The 21,982-nt window shown below is 45.6% G+C and carries 21 protein-coding genes; 7 read left to right on the top strand and 14 right to left on the bottom strand.

The genetic code is table 11. The annotated features are described in order from the left end of the window. Window positions 1-65 precede the first annotated feature (65 nt). The 3 genes from JQX68_RS01880 (at window position 66) to JQX68_RS01870 (ending at window position 2,763) form a co-directional block, all read left to right on the top strand. A complete protein-coding gene (locus tag JQX68_RS01880; protein WP_134976081.1) occupies window positions 66-929 on the top strand; it encodes an alpha/beta fold hydrolase in 864 nt (287 codons plus the stop codon). Window positions 930-1,019: 90 nt separating this feature from the next. Next, on the top strand, window positions 1,020-1,901 hold the full coding sequence (locus JQX68_RS01875) for a permease (RefSeq protein ID WP_081483659.1): 882 nt from the start codon (window positions 1,020-1,022) through the stop codon (window positions 1,899-1,901). Window positions 1,902-1,905: 4 nt separating this feature from the next. Continuing rightward, window positions 1,906-2,763, top strand: a complete 858-nt coding sequence (locus JQX68_RS01870; RefSeq protein WP_040084224.1) for a TIGR03943 family putative permease subunit — start codon at window positions 1,906-1,908, stop codon at window positions 2,761-2,763. A gap of 36 nt (window positions 2,764-2,799) precedes the next feature. Here JQX68_RS01870 and putR read toward each other — a convergent pair whose 3' ends face one another. The 7 genes from putR to JQX68_RS01835 form a co-directional block, all read right to left on the bottom strand. Next, entirely contained in the window at window positions 2,800-4,035 is a 1,236-nt protein-coding gene (gene putR, locus JQX68_RS01865) for a proline utilization transcriptional regulator PutR (protein WP_014662710.1), read from the bottom strand. Window positions 4,036-4,187: 152 nt separating this feature from the next. Continuing rightward, entirely contained in the window at window positions 4,188-5,642 is a 1,455-nt protein-coding gene (gene putP, locus JQX68_RS01860) for a sodium/proline symporter PutP (RefSeq protein WP_071581388.1), read from the bottom strand. 91 nt (window positions 5,643-5,733) lie between these two features. Continuing rightward, entirely contained in the window at window positions 5,734-7,281 is a 1,548-nt protein-coding gene (pruA, locus tag JQX68_RS01855; protein WP_205440489.1) for an L-glutamate gamma-semialdehyde dehydrogenase, read from the bottom strand. 16 nt (window positions 7,282-7,297) lie between these two features. Further along, window positions 7,298-8,209, bottom strand: coding sequence for a proline dehydrogenase PutB (gene putB / locus JQX68_RS01850; protein WP_134976107.1), 912 nt, complete (start codon window positions 8,207-8,209; stop codon window positions 7,298-7,300). Window positions 8,210-8,396: 187 nt separating this feature from the next. Then, the gene (locus JQX68_RS01845) at window positions 8,397-9,179 is read right to left on the bottom strand and encodes a nucleotidyltransferase domain-containing protein (protein WP_040084228.1); all 783 of its coding nucleotides are present in this window, start codon (window positions 9,177-9,179) and stop codon (window positions 8,397-8,399) included. A gap of 83 nt (window positions 9,180-9,262) precedes the next feature. Beyond that, the gene (gene cah, locus JQX68_RS01840) at window positions 9,263-10,219 is read right to left on the bottom strand and encodes a cephalosporin C deacetylase (RefSeq protein ID WP_147772881.1); all 957 of its coding nucleotides are present in this window, start codon (window positions 10,217-10,219) and stop codon (window positions 9,263-9,265) included. 71 nt (window positions 10,220-10,290) lie between these two features. Then, window positions 10,291-11,265, bottom strand: a complete 975-nt coding sequence (locus tag JQX68_RS01835; protein ID WP_205440488.1) for a LysR family transcriptional regulator — start codon at window positions 11,263-11,265, stop codon at window positions 10,291-10,293. Between the two features lie 117 nt (window positions 11,266-11,382). On the opposite strand from JQX68_RS01835, the gene JQX68_RS01830 reads away from it, so the two are divergent. Beyond that, window positions 11,383-12,144, top strand: coding sequence for a class I SAM-dependent methyltransferase (locus JQX68_RS01830; RefSeq protein ID WP_205440487.1), 762 nt, complete (start codon window positions 11,383-11,385; stop codon window positions 12,142-12,144). 27 nt (window positions 12,145-12,171) lie between these two features. Here JQX68_RS01830 and JQX68_RS01825 read toward each other — a convergent pair whose 3' ends face one another. Next, complete coding sequence (locus tag JQX68_RS01825; RefSeq protein ID WP_103031530.1) at window positions 12,172-12,732, bottom strand: shikimate kinase; 561 nt, start codon at window positions 12,730-12,732, stop codon at window positions 12,172-12,174. Between the two features lie 256 nt (window positions 12,733-12,988). On the opposite strand from JQX68_RS01825, the gene tmrB reads away from it, so the two are divergent. Next, window positions 12,989-13,582: a tunicamycin resistance ATP-binding TmrB gene (gene tmrB, locus JQX68_RS01820; RefSeq protein WP_148343923.1), complete on the top strand. Its 594-nt coding sequence runs from the start codon at window positions 12,989-12,991 to the stop codon at window positions 13,580-13,582. A 49-nt stretch (window positions 13,583-13,631) separates the two neighbouring features. Here tmrB and nadE read toward each other — a convergent pair whose 3' ends face one another. Both nadE and JQX68_RS01810 read right to left on the bottom strand, forming a co-directional pair. Continuing rightward, on the bottom strand, window positions 13,632-14,450 hold the full coding sequence (gene nadE / locus JQX68_RS01815) for an NAD(+) synthase (protein ID WP_136654887.1): 819 nt from the start codon (window positions 14,448-14,450) through the stop codon (window positions 13,632-13,634). Window positions 14,451-14,579: 129 nt separating this feature from the next. After that, on the bottom strand, window positions 14,580-15,176 hold the full coding sequence (locus JQX68_RS01810) for a DUF1989 domain-containing protein (protein ID WP_003246345.1): 597 nt from the start codon (window positions 15,174-15,176) through the stop codon (window positions 14,580-14,582). 129 nt (window positions 15,177-15,305) lie between these two features. Here JQX68_RS01810 and JQX68_RS01805 point away from each other — a divergent pair, with 129 nt between their 5' ends. Then, window positions 15,306-16,646 carry an amino acid permease gene (locus tag JQX68_RS01805; RefSeq protein WP_205440486.1) on the top strand — a complete coding sequence of 447 codons (1,341 nt, stop codon included), beginning with the start codon at window positions 15,306-15,308 and terminating at the stop codon, window positions 16,644-16,646. Window position 16,647: 1 nt separating this feature from the next. On the opposite strand, the gene JQX68_RS01800 is transcribed toward JQX68_RS01805, so the two are convergent. From JQX68_RS01800 to JQX68_RS01790, 3 genes are all read right to left on the bottom strand, one after another. Beyond that, window positions 16,648-17,409 carry a YqcI/YcgG family protein gene (locus JQX68_RS01800; protein WP_014662697.1) on the bottom strand — a complete coding sequence of 254 codons (762 nt, stop codon included), beginning with the start codon at window positions 17,407-17,409 and terminating at the stop codon, window positions 16,648-16,650. 69 nt (window positions 17,410-17,478) lie between these two features. Continuing rightward, window positions 17,479-18,108, bottom strand: a complete 630-nt coding sequence (locus tag JQX68_RS01795) for a LysE family translocator (protein ID WP_040084241.1) — start codon at window positions 18,106-18,108, stop codon at window positions 17,479-17,481. A 73-nt stretch (window positions 18,109-18,181) separates the two neighbouring features. Beyond that, window positions 18,182-18,646 (bottom strand): MarR family transcriptional regulator, encoded by a 465-nt coding sequence (locus JQX68_RS01790; RefSeq protein WP_014662695.1) that lies wholly within the window; start codon window positions 18,644-18,646, stop codon window positions 18,182-18,184. A gap of 112 nt (window positions 18,647-18,758) precedes the next feature. Here JQX68_RS01790 and bmr3 point away from each other — a divergent pair, with 112 nt between their 5' ends. Further along, window positions 18,759-20,297: a multidrug efflux MFS transporter Bmr3 gene (gene bmr3, locus JQX68_RS01785; RefSeq protein WP_147772876.1), complete on the top strand. Its 1,539-nt coding sequence runs from the start codon at window positions 18,759-18,761 to the stop codon at window positions 20,295-20,297. A 43-nt stretch (window positions 20,298-20,340) separates the two neighbouring features. Here the strand turns inward: bmr3 and JQX68_RS01780 are convergent, their stop codons facing one another. After that, the gene (locus JQX68_RS01780) at window positions 20,341-21,966 is read right to left on the bottom strand and encodes an L-lactate permease (RefSeq protein ID WP_134976071.1); all 1,626 of its coding nucleotides are present in this window, start codon (window positions 21,964-21,966) and stop codon (window positions 20,341-20,343) included. Window positions 21,967-21,982 lie beyond the last annotated feature (16 nt).

Below are 21,982 nucleotides of genomic sequence, written 5' to 3'. Positions count from 1 at the left end.
TTTCTTCTCCTTGTGGTCAATTGCTGAAAACTCTATAATAGGCAAAAAACAATTGGGTGAAACAAATGAAAAGACGAGTCGAAACAATCACTATCGAAGGCCGTACACTAGAATATTCTGTGACAGGCAAGGGCACCCCAATCCTTGTCATGCATGGCGGCCATTCAAATTGTTACGAGGAATTCGGGTACACAGCACTGATTGAGCAGGGGTATTCCATCATTACGCCTTCAAGGCCCGGCTACGGACGAACGTCAAAAGAGATTGGAAAAATCCTTGCTGATGCCTGCCGTTTTTATGTGAATATATTAGATCATTTACAACTCGAACGCGTCCATGTGATCGCCATCTCAGCAGGAGGGCCGAGCGGCATATACTTTGCCTCACATTATCCGGAAAGAGTAAACACTTTGATCCTGCAATCCGCGGTCACAAAGGAATGGCTTACCCCCAAAGACGCGGAATACAAAGTCGGAAGAATCCTCTTCCGTCCGCCGCTGGAAAAGTGGATATGGAAGCTGATTTCTTCTTTGAATAACGCCTTTCCACGTTGGATATTTCGTGCTATGAGCCCGCAATTCAGCACGCTTCCGTTTCAGCGAATCAAGTCCTTGATGGATGAAAGCGACATAGAAGCTTTTCGAAAAATGAACAGCCGCCAGCGCTCGGGTGAAGGATTTCTTCTTGACTTGTCACAAACAACCGCTGTCTCTTCGAAAGAACTGCAGGCTATCTCATGTCCTGTGCTGATTATGCAAAGTGTTTATGATGGATTGGTTGACTTGTCACATGCACATCATGCAAAAGAGCACATTCGTGACGCCGCCCTCTGTTTGCTTCACTCATGGGGGCACCTGATTTGGCTCGGAAAAGAAGCTGCTGAAACAGACAGTATCCTACTCGGCTTTTTAGAATCCCCACCAAAGTGAAACGATCCTTTCCCCTCCTCCGTCAAACAAGCAGTGCCTTTTTTTCTGGTATCATAAGAGAGGCAGCTTACCATGAGCGGAGGTTTTATTGTGACAGCACCATCATCTTTTCTTCAGCTGAATTCTATTTTTATCAGCATTTTAATAGAAGCCATTCCGTTTATTCTGATTGGCGTCATACTTTCCGGAATCATTCAAATGTTTGTTTCTGAAGAAATGATTGCAAGAATCATGCCGAAAAACCGTTTTCTCGCCGTTTTATTCGGTGCGCTGGCCGGCGTTTTATTTCCCGCCTGCGAATGCGGCATCATCCCGATTACGAGGCGGCTTCTATTAAAGGGAGTCCCTTTGCATGCGGGCGTTGCTTTCATGCTGACCGCGCCTATCATTAATCCTATCGTTTTATTTTCTACTTTTATTGCGTTCGGAAATAGATGGAGCGTGGTCTTTTACAGAGGCGGACTGGCTCTCACCGTTTCGCTGATCATCGGGGTCATCTTATCCTATCAATTTAAGGATAACCAGCTTTTAAAGCCTGACGAACCTGGGCACCATCATCATCACGGCACCTTGCTCCAAAAGCTGGGCGGGACCTTGCGTCATGCCATTGATGAATTTTTCTCCGTGGGGAAATATTTAATCATCGGCGCCTTTATCGCAGCAGCCATGCAGACGTATGTCAAAACATCCACTTTGCTTGCGATCGGGCAGAATGATGTATCCTCTTCCCTCGTGATGATGGGTCTGGCATTTGTCTTGTCGCTTTGTTCAGAAGTTGATGCATTCATCGCGTCTTCCTTCAGCAGCACATTTTCATTAGGATCGTTAATCGCCTTTCTCGTCTTTGGGGCAATGGTGGATATTAAGAATCTATTGATGATGCTTGCGGCCTTCAAAAAACGATTTGTTTTCCTGCTGATTACATACATTGTCGTGATTGTTTTAGCGGGATCACTACTGGTAAAGGGGTGATTGGGTGTTTCGTCTATTGGTGCTGATGGGATTTACGTTTTTCTTTTATCATCTGCATGCCTCAGGAAATCTAACAAAATATATCAATATGAAATATGCCTATCTTTCCTTTATTGCGATCTTCCTGCTGGCCATTCTGACCGCCGTCCAAGCATATCTATTTATCAAGTCGCCTGAAAAAGGCGGGCATCACCATGACCATGATTGCGGGTGCGGCCATGATCACGAGCATGATCATGAGCAAAACAAGCCATTTTATCAGCGTTATTTGATTTATGTTGTTTTTCTTTTTCCTTTGGTGTCAGGCATTTTCTTCCCGATTGCAACGCTTGACTCATCGATTGTCAAAACAAAAGGGTTCTCGTTTAAGGCGATGGAGAGCGGAGATCATTACTCCCAAACACAGTATTTGCGGCCTGATGCCAGCCTTTATTACGCGCAAGACAGCTATGACAAACAGATGAAACAGCTGTTTAATAAGTATTCCGGCAAAAAAGAGATTTCTCTGACCGATGATGATTTCCTAAAAGGAATGGAAACCATCTATAACTATCCGGGTGAATTTCTCGGACGGACGATTGAATTTCATGGATTTGCGTACAAAGGAAACGCGATTAACAAAAATCAGCTGTTCGTGTTGAGGTTTGGCGTCATTCACTGTATCGCTGATTCCGGCGTGTACGGGATGCTTGTGGAGTTTCCGAAGGACATGAACATCAAGGATGATGAATGGATTCAGATTAAAGGCACTCTGGCCTCAGAATATTATCAGCCATTCAAATCAACTCTCCCTGTTGTGAAAGTAACCGACTGGAACACCATTAAAAAGCCTGATGATCCGTACGTTTACAGAGGATTTTAAATGAAGACGAAACCAGTACAAGTACTGGTTTCTTTTTTATTTCTTTTTCATCAGCATCAAATCAAGATAGAGCTGGCATCGCGTTCTGAAATCGCTTAAATCGATTGATGTCATCTCAGTAATCTGTTTGATGCGGTAATTCAATGTATTTTGGTGAATGAACAGCTGTTCAGCCGCTGGTTTTGTTTTGCAGTTGTTGAGGAGATAGATTTCCAAGGTTTTGAGCAGCTCAGTGCTGCTTTCTTCGTCTTTCGCTTTTAATAAAGCCAAATCCTTATTCTCGTATTCTAAAAGTTCGTTTTTCTGTTCAATGCTTTCTAAATAGCGATAAATGCCGAGTTTGGCATATTCATATGGAATGTTTTCCTGATTGCCGGTGATTTCTGCGGCTTTGATGACTTCGAGTGCTTCTGTGTAGCTCTTGCCAAGCTTGAGAAGGTGATTATATTCGTTTCCGATACCGATATAAATAGGGGTAGGTATTTTTTGAAAGTGAAAATGTGTTAACAGCTTGTTAATAAATTCAGAAGCTGCTGAGGAGACGGAGCTTTTTTGGGAAAAACTCGCTACGACGATGACAATATTTGATTCGATCGTTAAGACATGACTGACTTTATCCCGTAAATTCAGGTACGACCTGATATTTTCCTTTAAATCCTCAACCGCTTCCCCATCCCCATTCGCGGCGTGCAGGATAACAACTGAAAACATGGAAGGCAGCACGGTGTTGATCTTTTCAGCTTCTCGTCTGAGGTCCTTCTCAGAGGTGAATTGCTGATAGATCGCCCGTTTGATGAGATCCTCTGCTTTTTCTTCCTTTTCCTGTTTCAATTTGTTCGTTTTATAAATGATTTTCCCGACATGAAAAGAGGTCTCATACAAAAAGTCGAGCTCTTCTTCCGTCAGATTTTGGTCCAGCTCCTGAACCCAGATGTAGCCCATGACTTCCCCTTTGTGCTTTGCACTCACGACCACCCTCTGGTTTAACCCAATGCTTTCAATTTTATTGACGCGAAAAGGCTCAGGTTCTGTTTTCAGTTTTTCAATGATTCCGTCCTTCAAAAACCTCTCAAAAATCTGAACCGGACATTTTTTTGAAAAAATAGTCTGCTGGTTGGCAGAGTCAAAATGGTTAATATAGTAAGAATTATAGGCTAACAAAAAGAAATCCGCGCTTTCCAGGATGACTGGTTTTTGCAGTTCATAACTGATAAAATCAATCAGCTTATCAACATCTGAAAATGAAAAAACTCTCTCTAAAAGCTCTTCCATACCTTTTTCTCCTATACTTTTTTTACTTTAATCATATCCATACGGGGGCTTTTTGTATAGAAAAAAATACGTTTGTTTCCAAAAGAAAAAAATGGTCGCTTAAAAGGAGAAAAGAGGAAAAAGGGATAGCCCCTTCCTCCTCCTTTCGATCTTTATTGTGACATTGTATCTTGGTAGTCTTTAAACTGGTCTTCGACAGCTTGTGACGGAGCCTGCGTCAATACACTGACGATAAAGACAGTTAATAGACTCGCAGCAAAACCAGGTATGATTTCATACAGAAAGTCCGAAAGACCGGCATTCGCCCAAATGATTACAGTTGCTGCTCCCACAATCATGCCGGCGAGTGCCCCCCATTTGGTCATTCGTTTCCAAAACAGACTGAGCAGCACAACCGGCCCGAATGATGCACCGAAGCCCGCCCACGCATAGCTTACCAATCCAAGGATTGTATTATTTTTCTCCCAAGCCAGGAATAATGCAATGACAGAAATCACAAGCACAGCCATACGGCCCAAAAACACCAGCTCTTTATCAGAAGCTGAGCGTCTGAACATCGACTTATACAAATCTTCTACCAGAGAGCTTGATGTCACAAGCAGCTGGGAAGAAATTGTGCTCATAATTGCGGCCAAAATAGCTGAAATCAGAAAACCTGTGATAATCGGATGGAACAAAATATTCCCTAATTGAATAAAAATCGTCTCAGGATCCTTCAGTGTCATGCCATTCTGATGGTAATAAGCGATTCCGCCCAAACCGGTCAGCACAGCGCCGACTGCCGACAAAATCATCCAGCCCATTCCGATTCTGCGCGCTCTTTTGATCTCTTTTACGGACGTTATCGCCATAAAACGCACAATGATATGCGGCTGGCCAAAGTAGCCCAAACCCCAGGCAAACAAAGAAATAATGCCAAGGACGCTTGTTCCTTTGAAAATATTAAACATATCTGGATCAACAGAGCGGATTTCAGTAACTGTTTCACTTGCTCCTCCCGTATGGAAAAACGTAACGATCGGAACAAGGATGAGTGCGGCAAACATAATGATCCCCTGAACAAAATCTGTCCAGCTGACTGCCAAAAAGCCGCCAAACAGGGTATACGCCACAACAACACCAGTCACAACCCACAGGCCGGTGTGATAATCCATCCCCAAAATACTGTTGAATAAAACGCCGCCGGATACCATTCCAGACGAAACATAAAATGTGAAGAAAACTAAAATCACAATCCCTGAAAATAGTCTCAGCAGCTTCGAATGGTCTCCGAAGCGATTTTCAAGGAACCCGGGAATTGTGATGGAATTCCCCGCTTGTTCAGTATAGGTTCTCAGCCGAGGCGCAACATAGAGCCAGTTCGCCCATGCCCCAAGGCAAAGTCCGAACACAATCCAAATACCGCTCAGACCTGTTGAAAACATGGCGCCCGGGAGACCCATCAGCAGCCAGCCGCTCATATCGGCAGCACCGGCACTGAGAGCGGTTACGGCCGGACCCAAAGAGCGTCCTCCAAGCATGTAATCCGTCAGATTCGACGTGCGCTTGTAAGCAAAGTAGCCGATCAGCATCATCCCCGCCATATAAATACAAATCGAAATAATCAGCTGTATGTTTTCTATGGCACTTCCTCCTCTTTTTTATGGTATATGGATGAAATGGACATCCCCGCAGGGAGGATGCCCATTTAGTCCCGCTTTAGAACATTTCACTGATTGTTTTTGCTTGCATATGCAGTGCCAAGTAATCCGGACCGCCTGCTTTTGAATCCGTTCCGGACATTTTGAAGCCGCCAAACGGATGGTAGCCGACGATAGCACCTGTACAGTTGCGGTTGAAGTATAGGTTTCCAACATGGAATTCCTGTTTCGCACGCTCGATGTGCTTGCGGTTGTTTGTAATCACCGCGCCTGTCAAACCATATTCAGTATTGTTTGCCACTTCTAAAGCTTCATCAAAGTCTGACACTTTACAAAATGCAACGACAGGTCCGAAAATTTCTTCCTGCATAAGTCTTGCTTTCGGATCAAGGTCAGCGAAGATCGTCGGTTTGATGAAGTATCCTTTCGAATCATCACCAGTGCCGCCGCTTACTAAACGCCCTTCCTGTTTTCCGATCTCAATATAGCTCATAATTTTATCATAAGAACCTTGGTCAATGACAGGTCCCATATAAACATCTGCACTGTCAGGTTTAGCAGTTACTTTTGATTCCGTAATTTCAATGACACGATCTAATACTTGATCATACACTTTTTCATGGACAACTGCACGTGAACCTGCAGAACATTTTTGTCCGGCAAAGCCGAATGCAGATGTGAAGATCGATTGAGCCGCTAATTCAATGTCCGCATCCTCGTCGACAACAACCGTATCTTTACCGCCCATTTCAGCGATGACACGTTTTAAATGCTGCTGGCCCGGCTGAACCTTCGCCGCGCGTTCGAAAATTCTCGTGCCAACTTCTCTTGATCCCGTAAATGTGATAAGGCTTGTTTTCGGATGGTCAACAAGATAATCGCCTACTTCTGCTCCGCTTCCAGGAACAAAGTTGACTACGCCATTTGGCAATCCGGACTCTTCAAGCACCTCAACAAATTTTGCTGCAATAACAGGTGTAGCACTCGCAGGTTTTAGAACCACTGTGTTTCCAGTAACGATCGGCGCCACTGTTGTTCCTGCCATAATCGCAAACAAGAAGTTCCACGGCGGAATAACAACTGTCACTCCAGTCGGCGTGTATACATATTGGTTTTTCTCGCCTTCACGGCTGTTGACCGGTTTGCCTTTTGCCAGTTCGATCATTTGGCGTGCATAATACTCCATGAAGTCAATCGCTTCAGCCGTATCTGCATCCGCCTCGTTCCAAGGCTTTCCTGCTTCTTTTACAAGCAAAGCAGAAAATTCATGTTTTCTTCTGCGGACTTTGGCAGCAGCGCGGAACAGGACAGCCGCTCTCTCTTCAGGAGATGTGTATCTCCACTCTTCGAATGCTGTCGCAGCCGCTTGAATCGCTTGCTCAGCGTGCTCTTGAGAAGCTTTTGACACTCGGCCGACGACTTCTTCTTTATCAGCCGGGTTGATTGAAACGATTTTCGCTTCTGTTTCTACCCTCTCGCCGTTAATGACAAGCGGATAGTCTTTTCCTAAATATTCGCTTACTGTCGCAAGCGCTTTTTTAAACTCTTCCACGTTGTTTTGGTCTTGGAAATTTGTGAATGGCTCGTGTTTGTAAGGTGTTGTCATGATAATCTCTCCTTTTTTACTTCTTTGTCATTCCTTTGAAAGCGAAGGCAATGTTTGACGGACGTTCTGCAAGGCGTCTCATAAAGTAGCCGTACCAATCCTCGCCGTATGGCAGGTAGACTCTCATGTTATAACCTTCTTTTACGAGGCTGAGCTGGGTTTGCGACCGCATGCCGTACAGCATCTGAAATTCAAACTTGTCATTGGCAATGCCATGTTCCTTGGCAAGCTGCTTTGTAAAGTCGATCATTTTGTCGTCATGTGTGGCAATCGCTGTATAGTGACCGTTTAAGAGCTGCTTTCGGATGATTTTTTTGTAATTTTCATCGACGTCGCTTTTCTCCGGGTAAGCTACTTTTTCTGATTCTTTATAAGCTCCTTTTACAAGGCGAAGGAACGGGTTTAAAGAATTTAAATCGTCAATGTCTTTTTCCGTCCGGTACAGATAGGCTTGCAGCACTGTGCTTACATACTCGTATTTCCTTCTGAAATCTTTGAAAATATCAAGCGTTTTCTGGCATCTGACTTCATCTTCCATGTCGATGGTGACCATGATTTTATGCTTCTCAGCCGTCTGAAGGATTTTCGTCATATTTTCATACACCAGATCCATATCTATATCCAGACCTAAAGACGTCATTTTTAAAGAAACGTGTGAGTTCAGCTCCTGATCCGCAATGGTCGCAATGGTTTGAATGCACTCTTCCGTACGCTCCCGTGCGACCTCGGCGCTGTTCACAAACTCTCCTAAATGATCGACAGTAACTGACAAACCTTGGCTGTTAAGCTGTCGAATGGTCGGGATTGAACTGTTAAAGTCATTCCCGCCGATAATTTTACCCGCTGCTACTCTGCTTCCCCAGTTCTTTGCCATTTTATTGAGAAAGCCGCTTTTGGATAAAAATAAGAAAAAATCTCTTGTGATCACTTCCAACCTCAACACCCCGCAATCTAAGAAGTATTTGTATGAGTTTATTGTAAATGGACAAAACCGACGTTCACAATATTCTCAAAATACAAAGATTCTGATTATTTTTGTGGTTTTTCCACAATCAGATAGTTAGAAAGTCGGGGAATTCTGTCGAATAAAGGAGAAAAGGAAGCGACAAAAAACATCAGCTTCCTCCATCCTTCCACACTTCTTCAACCGTATTCAAAAGCAAACGGTTCAATTCAGGTGTCATATCTTTTTTCTCTGCCTTCAGTTCTTTTGCCGCTTCCATGATTCTTTCGATTTCCGTTTCAATGAATTGGTGAATAACATCGATTCTTGCTTCGAGGTCAAGCTCTTCACCTCTTTTTTTCCGTTCAAGCAAGGTCTCCATTTCAGCCTTCAGCTCAGGTTCAGCAACAAGTTCCTCCATCAAAACAGTAAAGTCCATTGGCGGAATGGTTCCGTGCTTTTCAATCCATTGGCAGGCCAAGATAGGCCGAAGCACGTAGAAATACTTTTTGATTTTGACCTCTTGTCCTTGAAGGTAATCCTTGACGTTCCTTCTCGCCATATTGATATAGTGATACACGCTTGCTTCAGGCTTAAATGCCTCCGTTCGCAGTTTTCTTAACTGCTCTGCGGTCGTAAACGCTTCGTAATACACAATGTCTGAGGACAGCCATTCGAGGAGCGGAGGGTTTGACTTTTTGAAAAGCCGAAGCGTCTTTCTCAGCTCCCAGCCGCTGATATCCAGCAAATCGTGAATCGGTTCTTCAATGACATCGCGCTCCTGCTCAATTGAAAAATACCACTCCTTTTTCGGCACATAAATAAAGCGGACATCGTAATCACTATCCTGCGACGGGAATCCCCATGCGCGGCTTCCTGACTCGACGGCATACACGATTTTGACCCCGTATGACTGCTCGATTCGTTTTAATTCATCAATGATTCTTTGTTTCATATCTATTCGTCTCCAGTCTGTTCTCATTCCGGCAGTTTGCAGAAAAAAACCGCCGGAAAATATTTGGCGGCTTTTCACATTTATCAGCCTTTAAGATGCTGCTTAAAGAAAGCGAGTTTTTCCGTTTGAAAAGCAGGGATATACTCATGTCCGAAGTAACGGTACACCTTCAGCTCTTTCTCTGTTTCCAAATGATTGTAGGCGGCAAATACGGTGGAGGGCGGCGTAACCTTGTCAATCAGACCGATCGACATCAGGACAGGCACTTTCACTCGGTCAGCAAGATTCATAATATCGAAATAAGAAAGTGTCTTCATCGCCTGCACTTCTGTTTCCGGGCTGCCATTTCTTCTAAAGAAGGAATTGATTTCAAGGTACGGCTGTTCAAGCGCCACATCAATGGCCCGTTCGAAATTGCTTAAATAAGGATAATCGGCAACGGCGGCTTTTGGAATGTCTGACAGAGCTGCGGCCGCAATGGTTAATCCTCCGCCTTGGCTTCCGCCTGTCACACCGATCCTTGTTTTGTCAACCTCGTCAAAGCTGCTGATCACTTCAAGCGCGCGGACGGCGTCCAAATAAACACCGCGGTAATAGTATGTATCTTTATCAAGAATGCCTTTGGTCATCCAGCCCAAAGCGTGACCGTGCGGAGAAATACTCGTATCCTCACTGCTCTGCTGGCCGCGGACAAGCATGCCGAATGCGGCGTAGCCATGAAGTGCCCAGTTTACCATTTCATGAATTTCACCGTCATAGCTTGCATTGTAGCCATGATATTTCACGATCGCCGGATGCAGGCCTTCCTTGTCAGGCACCGCGTACCATCCAGAAATGCGGGCGTTTCCGAAACTTTTATATGTGAGACGGTACACTTTTACTCCGTCAGCAGGATAGTCAACCAGCTGTAAATCAGGTTCTGCTTGGACTTTTGCAAGTTCATCCAAAGACAATTTCCAAAACTCAGAAAAATCTTTCGATGCTGTTTTTTCAGGCTTATATGTTCGCAATTGGTCGAGCGGCAGATCGAATAGTTGCATTTCCGATTATTCCCCTTTGTTTTATAAGATTTAGTTTGTATTCCTATACTATCATGTTTCGGATGTGTTTTCTAAATATTTTCATCTTTGTTTCCCAGACAGCTTTCATCAAACGTTTGTTTAAGACCTTCCCGGCTCAGTTCCATAAAGGCCCGGGCTGTCAGACTGACATAGCGGTTCTTTAGAAAGACAAAGACGAGGGTTCGTGATGGCGCGGATTGAATCGATAAATAGATCACACCCGGATCTTTATCCCTTCTAACCATATTCGGCGCCATTGTCACGCCTAATCCGTTAGCCACAAGGGATTGGGCCGTTTCAATATGGCTCGTCTTGAAGGCAGCATTCGGCTTAAAGCCGCTTTCCGCACAGAGATCGAGAACTGTTCTGCGAAAGCCGAAGCCTTCTTTTAACAGAATAAATGGCACCTGCCTGACCATGTCAAGCGGCACGCACGGCTGGCGGCCCTCTTTACCTTCCAGCGCTTTCTCAATCAGCGCGATCATTTCCGGCGGCATCCATCTTTGCTTTTCCTTCGGCACTGCGAGAACAATCGGTTCCGTGAGCAAGGGTGTAATGGAGAGCCGTTCATCTTCGATCGGCAAGGATAAAACAGAAAGGTCAACCTCTCCCTTTGCCGTCATTTCCTCTAATGAAACCGGATCTTTTTCAACAAGCTGAACCTCCACATGGGGATAGCGCGCCAAAAACTGCTTCAGCAGCGGCGGAAAGAGATATCTCCCTGTTACAGCAGGAATCCCAATCGAAAGCTTTTGCCCCAGTCCTTGCGAGCGCTCCTGCATCTCCCGGAGCAAGTCATTTCTGGAACGAATGATGTCCTCGGCTTTTTCAATGAAACGCCTGCCGTGGGGTGTCAGTGTAACAGAGCCGGGGGATCTGTGAAAAAGAGTAAGCCCCAGCTCTGCCTCAAGCTTTTTGATTTGCTGGCTGAGAGACGGCTGAGCGATATGAAGATGCTCCGCCGCTTTTGTAAAGCTTTGGTGCCGGGCGATTTCCGCAGCGTATTCCATTACTCTAATATCCATTTCAGCCTCCATAGGTTGAACCTATCGTTTTTATCATTTTTATATCTTGGACGAATCATAACAGAAATTGCTAACATAATCCATATCATCATTAAACAAAAGAAGGAGCTGGTTCAAATGACAAATGAAACACCATTTTCTACAAATGCCGAGATGTATCGGGATGAGAAGGTATTTGCCGAGGGGGAAGATTTGGGGCTGATGATCAAAACGGCGGAATGCCGGGCAGAGCATCGGCTGCTGGATATCGGAGCGGGTGCCGGCCATACGGCGCTGGCATTTTCTCCTTATGTGCAGGAGTGCATCGGTATTGATGCGACGAAAGAGATGGTAGAGGTTGCGTCCTCCTTCGCGCAAGAAAAAGGAGCTGAAAACGTACGCTTTCAGCAAGGAACGGCAGAGTCACTTCCCTTCCCTGACGATTCATTTGATATCATCACCTGCCGATACGCAGCCCACCATTTTTCAGATGTCCGCAAAGCTGTCAGCGAGGTTGCGCGCGTACTGAAACAGGACGGACGTTTTCTTTTAGTGGATCAATATGCGCCTGAAGATCCCGTTCTTGATGAGTTTGTCAATCAGTTGAACCGGCTTCGAGACCCTTCCCATGTTCGAGAAAGCTCATTATCAGAATGGCAGGCGATGTTCAGCGCCAACCAACTGGCCTATCAAGACATCCAAAAGTGGAATTTGCCGATTCAATATGACAGCTGGATCAAACGAGGCGGAACCTCCGCTGACCGGGAAAAACAAATCATTACCCACTTGAATCACGCATCAGACGAAGCACAAGACACATTCTGTATTACATTGAACCAAAACGGACAGCCCGACTCCTTTTGTTTAAAAGCGATTTTGATACAAGGGATAAAACGATAAAAAAAGCCGTGCGCTGCGCACGGCTTTTTACATCGGCTGATAAAGGTCCCAGCCAATTTTTAATGTCTCTACAATATAATCGGCAACCTCTTCCGGGGAAAGGTTGTCTGTTGCCACTTTTGAATTGTGCTTGTCATAAATGACTTTTCTCTCGTTAAACAGCTGTTCCATTTCATCCATTGAACGGTTATGCAGCACCGGGCGGCTTTCAATCAATAAATTCGCGCGCTGCTTCCAGTTCTCCCATGACAGGTCCAAATGAAGCACGAGACAGTTTTCCAGACAGCAATTTCTGATTTCCTCTTGTTTAAAAGCCCCCCCGCCCAGAGATACGATTTTGAATCGTTTATGATGGCAGATGTCTAAAATATATTCCTTCTCCGTTTTTCGGAAAAAGTCTTCCCCCTTTTCCTCAAACATCTCAGGGATTGACATGTTGAAATCCTTTTCGATCTCTTGGTCAATATCGATAAAATCTCTATATAATTTTTTAGCGACCAATTGGCCGATTGTTGTTTTTCCAACACCCATGAATCCGATCAGGACGATATTTCTTTCTCTTACTGGGATGGCTCGTTTAGCGTTCATCTTCGGCGAAATCCTCCTAAGGAATGAAATTTTATTTTCATTATATGCTTATTTAGCGAATATTTATATAGATGCCGGCTTGCCCGTCCTTTTCCGTTTCAAACGTTTTTGCCTGAATGACATTCATTGTACAACATTTCTGCAGATATTTTAATACTTCGACGCAAAAAAGCATTAAAACCTTCCGTGTTTTTCCAGCTGATTCTTCGATCGAAGGGTCTTTTTTTGTATGATAAATAAGAAGGGAGAAATGGCAATGATCATTTGGATAAACGGGGCATTCGGTTCCGGAAAAACACAAACAGCCTTCGAACTGCACAGAAGGCTAAAATCCTCTTATGTGTATGATCCTGAGAAAATGGGCTTTGCGCTGCGCTCCATGGTGCCGCAGGAGATTGCAGAGGACGATTTTCAAAGCTATCCCTTATGGCGGACGTTCAATTACCGTTTGCTAGCTTCTCTGACAGATACATACCGCGGCATCATTATTGTGCCTATGACGATTGTGCATCCTGAATACTTCAATGAGATCATCGACAGGCTCAGACATGAAGGCAGGATCGTTCACCACTTTACACTAATGGCTTCAAAGGAAACCTTGTTAAAACGGCTGCGCACCAGAGCAGAAGGAAAAAACTCATGGGCCGCCAAACAAATCGACCGCTGCGTTGAAGGATTATCATCACCCATTTTTGAGGGCCGCATTCAAACAGACAACCTGTCGATTCAGGATGTGGCAGAAACCATTGCCGCGAGAGCCAGTCTTCCATTAGACCCTGATACAAGAGGCAGTCTCAGAAGGTTCACCGACAGATTAAGGGTTAAGCTGAATCATATCCGCATCAAATAAAGCGCCTGTTCACGACAAAAGCCCGCTCCGAGAGCGGGCTTTCTTCAACTTATTTCCACCAGTCATCAAACATTGACGCTGGAACCTGACGTTTATGTTCAGTTATGCTGTAGCGTTTTTCCAATGCTTCTGATACTTTCGCTGATACTTGTTTTCCTTCGAGATAATCGTCAATCTCCTCGTAGGAAATGCCAAGCTCTGTTTCATCCGACTGCTGCGGTTTTTCGTCGAGCAGATCGGCAGTCGGCTCTTTTAAGTATAAGCGTTCCGGTGCACCCAGCTCTTTCAGCAGGCTTCTTCCCTGGCGCTTCGTCAAGCCTGTCAGCGGCAGGAGGTCTGCTCCGCCGTCTCCGTACTTCGTAAAGAAACCAGTCACTGCTTCAGCCGCATGATCTGTTCCTAACACAAGAAGGCCTTCCTGGCCGCCGATCGCGTATTGCGCAATCATTCTTGTTCTTGCTTTTACGTTTCCTTTATTAAAGTCAGTTAGCTGATCGCCTGTTTCCTGCTGATACTGATCCGAAAACGCGCTGACTGTCGATTTAATATCAAACTTCCATGATTTATCCGGCTTAATAAACTTCAAAGCGAGCTGGGCATCGTCTTCATCCTGCTGTGTGCCATGCGGAAGACGGACCGCGATAAATTGAGCGTCCCCGCCCTCCTCGCGAATGCTCTCCACCGCAAGCTGGGCAAGTCTTCCCGCAAGCGTTGAATCCTGTCCGCCGCTGATTCCCAATACAAAGCCTTTAGCACCGGTTTTCTTTACATATTGTTTTAAAAAATTGACTCGGTCCTCAATTTCTTGCTTTGGATCAATTGAGGGCTTCACATGTAACTCACGCATAATCTTTTCCTGCATGCTCATCCCAATCATTCCTCCTGTACATTTTCCCTTGTTACTGTTCATTTCCCCAAATCAATGAAAATGAATCATGACTGTTATGTATCCCTCTTAAATATAGCACAGGTCTTCATTCACAGTGAACAAGAGAGATCAGCTGACTTCAACCCGTATGGATGTCACACTGTCGCCATTGCATTTCCCTTTTTCAATCGGGCAGGAAGAAAACGCGACAATTAAATCCATCTCCGCCCTAAGCCTTACGTAATCTCCGGCATTTGAAAGCGGTGTTTCCACAGACAGATTCCCTTTCTCATCAAGAACGGTATTCATAAAAATCGCAAAGGGATAATGCATGTGAGGCTTCGGCACGCCAAACTGTTCAAGCGCACGGTTCATATTGTCATAGCACGTATCCTGAAACTCATCCTTTTGCTTGCCGTATAAGAGCCTGTTCATATCAGGACGGCAGGCGGGCAGAAGCAGGTCATGCTTGCCGACCGTATCCTCAATCAGCGTCAGCATCGGTTTGTACAGATTGGAGTAGAGATGGTCGTTGACCTTCACATGAATGGAATGATTGGCGTCAATTGTCGCTCCCTGATCAAGGTGTTCATAAAAATCCTTGGCATGGTATGCGACAAAATCAGCCACCTGCTGCCCTTCTACATCAACCACCTTTAAAATCTGACCCTTTTTCAGCTTCAGCCCAAGCCCTTTTTTCGGCTCCACAATATATTGCTGTGTCATTGGTTTGCTCCTTTTTTCATTAGTATGAGCGTCCGCTTCCTTCTCCATGTAAAAAGAGGCAAAAATCCGATGTATATAAGCTTCGGACAGATCACAATCTAACCTTAGATAAAAGGGGTTGAATAAATAATGAGCCAAACAAAAAAAGACCAGCCAAAAGGGAATCTGGCTTGGTGGCAGCTGTCACTGATCGGAGTCGGCTGCACGATTGGAACAGGCTTCTTTCTCGGTTCCAGCATCGCAATTGTAAAAAGCGGTTTTTCCGTTCTCCTTTCATTTCTGATCGCAGGGATCGGTACGTATTTTGTCTTTGAACAGCTCGCCAAGCTGTCGGCGAAGCAGCCGGAAAAGGGCTCGTTTTGTGCGTATGCCCGAAAAGCATTCGGCAAATGGGCAGGCTTCAGCAACGGCTGGGTGTACTGGACATCAGAAATGCTGATTACCGGAAGCCAGCTGACAGCCATTTCGCTATTTACGAAGCATTGGTTTCCTCAAGTGCCGCTATGGGTGTTTGCCTCAATCTACGCAGTACTGGGGCTCCTTATTATTTTCACCGGCCTGTCCGTCTTTGAAAAAACAGAAAACGTGCTGGCAGTCATTAAAACAGCTGCTATTTTTATGTTTATTGTCATTGCCATCCTGGCTTTATGCGGTATCCTGTCCGGCGGAAATCATGGCATACATGTTCCAAATAAGACGAGTGAGTTTTTCCCATACGGCGCCATGGGGCTGTGGACAGGTTTAATCTACGCGTTTTACGCTTTTGGTGGAATTGAGGTCATGGGGCTGATGGCGGTTCACTTAAAAAAACCTGAGGAAGCGTCTAAATCAGGGAAACTGATGCTGGCGACACTGGCGATTGTTTATATCATTTCAATCGGGCTGGCTCTGCTTTTGGTTCCGTTACACTCGTTCACTGAACAGGACAGTCCGTTCATTACGTCGTTAAAAGGATATAACCTTGAGATCATCCTCGATATATTTAACGGGATTTTCATCATCGCCGGGTTCTCGACCCTTGTCGCTTCGCTTTTTGCGGTTACGACATTGCTTTGTACGATGGCTGATGACGGCGACGCGCCGAAATGCTTTACTCTAAAGGAAGGCAAAAAAATATGCTGGCCGGCACTGGGGCTGACGTTTGCGGGGCTTATCCTCTCCATTATTCTGTCATTAGTGCTGCCTAAAAACATTTATGAGCATATGACAACAGCCGCGGGGCTTATGCTTTTATACACTTGGCTGTTTATCCTGTTCTCCAGCAAAAAGCTGACTGATCCTGAGGGCATGGGAAAAACGCAAATTTATTTAGCGATGATTCTGATTGCTGCGGCTGTGTCCGGTACATTGTTTGAAAAATCAAGCCGGCCCGGTTTTTTTGTGAGCATCGGTTTTCTTGTGATCATCGCCATCGTGACCATGATCTATCAAAAAAAGCAGGGTCATAAAGACCGCCCTGCAAGTCCGTGATTTATTTCAGTTTGTTGAACATGTTCTTTAAATAAGAAAATGGGCACTTCGATACCTGTTTTTCGTCATCACGGAGGAAATACTGCTTCCATTCACGATTATCCTTTTCTCCATACCAGCCTAATTGCGGGTGAATCGGAGCTTCATCATAGGCCTCTAAACGGGAGCGGATCAGTCTGCTCATGTTGCGGCCAAAAGCCGTTGAGCCATTTAACTCTTCAAACACCCATCTCGGCTGAAAGGTGATCATAAAAAAAGGAAAGCTTCGGCTTTTTCTCGCCTCGTGCCCCGGTGTAGCGCAAAGAATAAAGTACGGTTCGCCGTCAAAACAAAACTCCCATTTATAATGCTCGGGATCGGCCGGAATGTCTTCCGGCCATTCTTTTTCGTCTTGTTCACTCAGTCTATTTAAAAAGCGCCAAAACAGCTCTTCATACGCTTCAACCGAATAATGCTCCGCCAAATCTTCCGGTGTATCAAACAACACAACGAGGGATGCGTATTTTCCAGTGTCCCGCGATATCTTTCCGTACTCCGCAAGCAACGGAGCCAGTTCCTCCGCTGTACGGTTTTCCCGCGGATCTCCGGCAAAAGCAATGCGAAGCTGATCAGTCAGAAACGCCTGGCGTCCGGGAATGCACGGAAACGTATCCGCATCGTCCGCCAGAGTTTCTGCCAGCAGCTCAAAAGCGATTCTTTGCCATTCAGGAAGCTCTTCTTGAATACGTTCCAGAAAACTTTTGGTGTAAATCCCACTCACCATTGATCCACCTCCAGTATCATCTGGATACTATATTAAAACTGGAAGCGGCAGGTGACTGTCCTTTATGAATCAGCCCAATAACTGTTTAATGCCCTGATAACCAAAGTAAAAACCAAACACGAGGAGTGATACACCGGCCATTCCGGTCAATCCTCTCAATAGCTTTTCATGAAGCAGGTTTCTGAATGTACTGGCTGTAATCGCCATGCAGAAATCCCAGATTAAAATGCCGATCATGATGCCCGAGCTATAGATCAGAAGCTGATTCATATTGTAGGCCTCTGCTGTTTTCGCAAGAATGCTTCCGTAAATTCCAAGCCAAAAAAGGATGCTCAATGGATTCGAGAGTGAAATGAGAAAACCTGAAGCGAACGTTTTCCGGAATGACGGCTTTCCCCGCGAGCCTCGCACATCCATCGGCTCTCTGACGTTTTTCAGCGTTTCAATTCCAGTATAGGTCAGCACAAAAAAGCCGAAGAGCCACAAAAACGTTTTCACAAATGGAGCGGTCAAAAACTGTGACAGCCCGAAATAGATAAAAAGCATGTACAGCCCATCCGCTGTCATGGCGCCTAAACCAAATATCCATGCATGCCAAAAACCGTTTTTAATTCCTTTGTCTATTTGCGCCGCATTCACTGGCCCCACAGGCGCAGACAAGGACAGTCCCAGCACAATATAGCTCAAAAAAATGTTCACCGGCCCGTACTCCCTTCTCTTACGTAACTTGTACAATTTATTCGGGAACGGGCCAAGCTATGCACAATTTCACTTACTGTTTCAAACGTTGAAGCTCTTTCTCCATGATATCAGCGGCTTTGCCTACAAAACTGAAAATGAGTTCCAGTTCCTCTTCCGTATATTCGCAGCACAAATCCATCGTCGACTCAGACAGAGGACGGAACAAATCCTTTATATGTTTTTTCGAAGCAGTCAAAGGGACGATTACGACTCTCCTGCGATCGTTCGGGTCCTTTTCACGAGCCACATACCCCGCTTTTTCCAGCCGGTCAACAAGCGCCGTGACGGAACCCGTGCTAAGTCCGGTTTTTTTGCCCAGTTCTCCGGCCGTCATCGGCCCTGCTTCATTTAAGATGTCAGCTGATTTCAAATCGGTGGGAAACAGACCGAGGGCTTGAGCGGCTGCCTGATGAAACAGAACCGTTCTTGTGCCCAGTTTCCGAAAAAGCTGAACGGCCGTCTTTTCCAACTCACTTCTGGAATTTCTTGTTGACAACTGACAGTCCTCCCTATAAAATCGAGTTTATCTTGATAATCGAGATATTCAATGATCAAACTATTATCATGATATCAGAACTTACATAGAAAAGTAAGAGGAGGTAGAACAAATGGACACAACAACAGCAAGACAGGCTTCCACAAAATTTGTTGTTCTCGGTCTCCTGCTGGGCATCTTGATGTCCGCGATGGACAATACGATTGTTGCCACCGCGATGGGCAACATCGTAGCCGATCTTGGAAGCTTCGATAAATTTGCCTGGGTGACGGCATCCTATATGGTGGCGGTTATGGCTGGCATGCCGATTTACGGCAAGCTTTCCGATATGTACGGCCGAAAACGTTTTTTCCTGTTTGGACTCATTTTTTTCTTAATCGGTTCGGCTTTATGCGGAATTGCCCAGACGATGAATCAGCTGATCATCTACCGGGCCATTCAAGGAATCGGGGGCGGCGCGCTTCTGCCAATTGCCTTTACGATTATCTTTGATTTGTTTCCGCCGGAAAAACGCGGAAAAATGTCCGGCATGTTCGGCGCTGTATTCGGATTATCCAGTGTTCTTGGTCCGCTTTTAGGCGCAATCATTACAGATTCGATCAGCTGGCACTGGGTGTTTTACATCAATGTACCGATCGGCGCATTGTCATTGTTTTTCATTATTCGCTATTACAAAGAATCTCTGGAGCCCAGAAAGCAGAAAATTGACTGGGGCGGCGCGATTACCTTAGTCGTATCCATTGTATGCCTGATGTTCGCCCTTGAGCTTGGCGGCAAAACATACGATTGGAACTCCATTCAGATCATTGGGCTGTTTATTGTATTCGCTGTTTTCTTCATCGCCTTTTTTATTGTGGAGAGAAAAGCGGAAGAGCCAATCATTTCTTTCTGGATGTTTAAAAACAGATTGTTTGCCACAGCACAGATTCTCGCTTTCCTATATGGCGGAACATTCATTATTTTAGCGGTATTTATTCCGATTTTCGTTCAGGCGGTCTACGGCAGCTCAGCGACAAGCGCGGGCTTCATTTTGACGCCGATGATGATTGGATCAGTCATCGGCAGCATGATCGGCGGAATCTTCCAAACGAAGGCAAGCTTCCGCAATTTGATGCTGATATCTGTTATAGCTTTCTTTATCGGCATGCTGCTTCTTTCCAATATGACGCCTGACACAGCACGGGTATGGCTGACAGTCTTTATGATGATTTCAGGCTTTGGAGTAGGCTTTAACTTCTCACTGCTGCCGGCGGCATCGATGAATGACCTCGAACCTCGCTTTCGGGGAACGGCAAACTCTACAAATTCGTTTTTGCGATCATTCGGCATGACCCTGGGCGTCACCATTTTCGGAACGGTGCAAACAAACGTATTTTCAAACAAGCTGAGTGACGCCTTCAGCGGCATGAAAGGTTCAGCGGGATCAGGCGCGGCGCAAAATATCGGCGACCCGCAGGAGATTTTCCAAGCGGGAACACGTTCCCAAATTCCTGACGCGATTCTGAATCGTATTATTGACGCGATGTCATCAAGTATCACGTATGTCTTTTTGCTCGCTTTGATTCCAATTGTCCTCGCGGCGATTACCATTTTGTTTATGGGAAAAGCCAGAGTGAAGACAACAGCCGAAATAACAAAGAAAGCAAATTAACATAAAAAAGCAGTACATGCTGGGCATGTACTGCTTTTTTCTATTACACTCCTAATCTTGCAAGAATAAACGTCCATATACATATGCCCAATAACAGAACCAGGCTGTACGCCACTGTCCGTTTAAACAGTTTAGATTCCTTGCCTGTTTGGCCGACCGCTGCGGCAGCGATGGCGATAGATTGAGGAGAAACAAGTTTCGCCATGACCCCGCCCGCAGTATTTGCGGCCAACAGCAAGTCAGAACCCGCACCGATCTGCGCTCCGGTGACAACCTGCAAATGTCCGAACAAAGCGTTATTGCTGACAACAGAACCGGTAATGAACACGCCGATCCAGCCGAGAACAGGACTGACAAACGGGAACAGGTCTCCCGTTTTCGCCAGCGCTAATCCAATTGAAGAGCTGAGCCCTGCGAAGTTGGCCAGATTGGCAAACCCCATCACGAAGCAGATCGTGATAATCGGCACCCACAGCTCTTTTCCTGTCTCCTTCAAGGAAGCAAAGGCATCTCGAGAGGAGAAGTTTTTGCTGAACAGTCCTGTCACGATGACTGCGGCTAAAATCGCTGTACCAGTCGCTGACAGCAAATCAACTTTCAAGACCGCATCTAACGGCATGGCAGATGGCGCAATCGGTGGCATTTTCATAATTTGCTGGTGCAGAAAAGGCATTTTAAACAGGAGCGTTGTTTGATATAACAGTCCGCCTTCTTGGAAAAGCGCTTTGAAGGCGGGAAGGCTCCAGATGGTGATTGCCGCAGTTAAAATGTAGAAAGGTGACCACGCTTTCGCAATGTCAGCGGCACGGTATGTCTTTTGCTCACCAGCATCGCCGGCTCCTTCCTCCCTGTAAATCTCTTTCGGCTGCCATTTGCGGAGGAAGAGGGCAAGCCCGCCCATGCTGAACAATGCCGCCAAAATGTTGGCTAATTCCGGCCCGAGCACCGCCATTGTCAGTGTCTGAATCCCTGTATACCCACCGCTCACAACCAGAAGGGCAGGCCATGTCTGTTTGATTCCTTTCATTCGATCTAATAGGAATACAAGCAGAAACGGTATGAAAAATGAGATCATCGGCAGTGTCCACATCAATGTCCGTGACAGCTCAAGAGCAGACAAATCACCAATCTGCGCCCCTGTGATGACAGGAATCCCGATTGCCCCAAAGGCTCCGGAAGCTGCGTTTGCGATCAAGCAGAGCGCTGCCGCTTTTAACGGTTTAAAACCAAGTTCGACGAGCAGCGCCGCGCTGATCGCAATCGGAACACCAAAACCGGCCGCGCCTTCCAAAAACGCGTTAAAACAAAAACCAATTAATAATAGCTGCAATCGTTGGTCAGGCGAAATGCCGGCAATGCTGGACCGAATAATAGTAAATTTCCCGGTTTTCACTGCGATTTTATACAGCCACACCGCCATCAGGACAATGTAGCCAATGGGCCACAGCCCGCTCCCGATTCCTAGCAAAACAGAAGAAATCGCTTTTTCAACCGGCATGTGAAATGCCAAAACGGAGACGAAGAAACTGACGGCTAGAGTAAGAAACGCCGCAAGTATGCCTTTCATTTTCAAAACAGTTAAAGCCAAAAGAAAAAAGAGAATCGGAGTGAGCGCCACAAGTGCGCTCACATACTCGTTTCCAAACGGATCATACAACTGCTCCCACATTGACAATCAGCCCTTT

Origin of the sequence: Bacillus sp. LJBS06 (assembly GCF_016924995.1) — a bacterium.
Taxonomy (GTDB): Bacteria; Bacillota; Bacilli; order Bacillales; family Bacillaceae; genus Bacillus; species Bacillus stercoris.
Note: the sequence above shows the minus strand (reverse complement) of the source record. Positions and strands in the feature narration are given on the sequence as shown.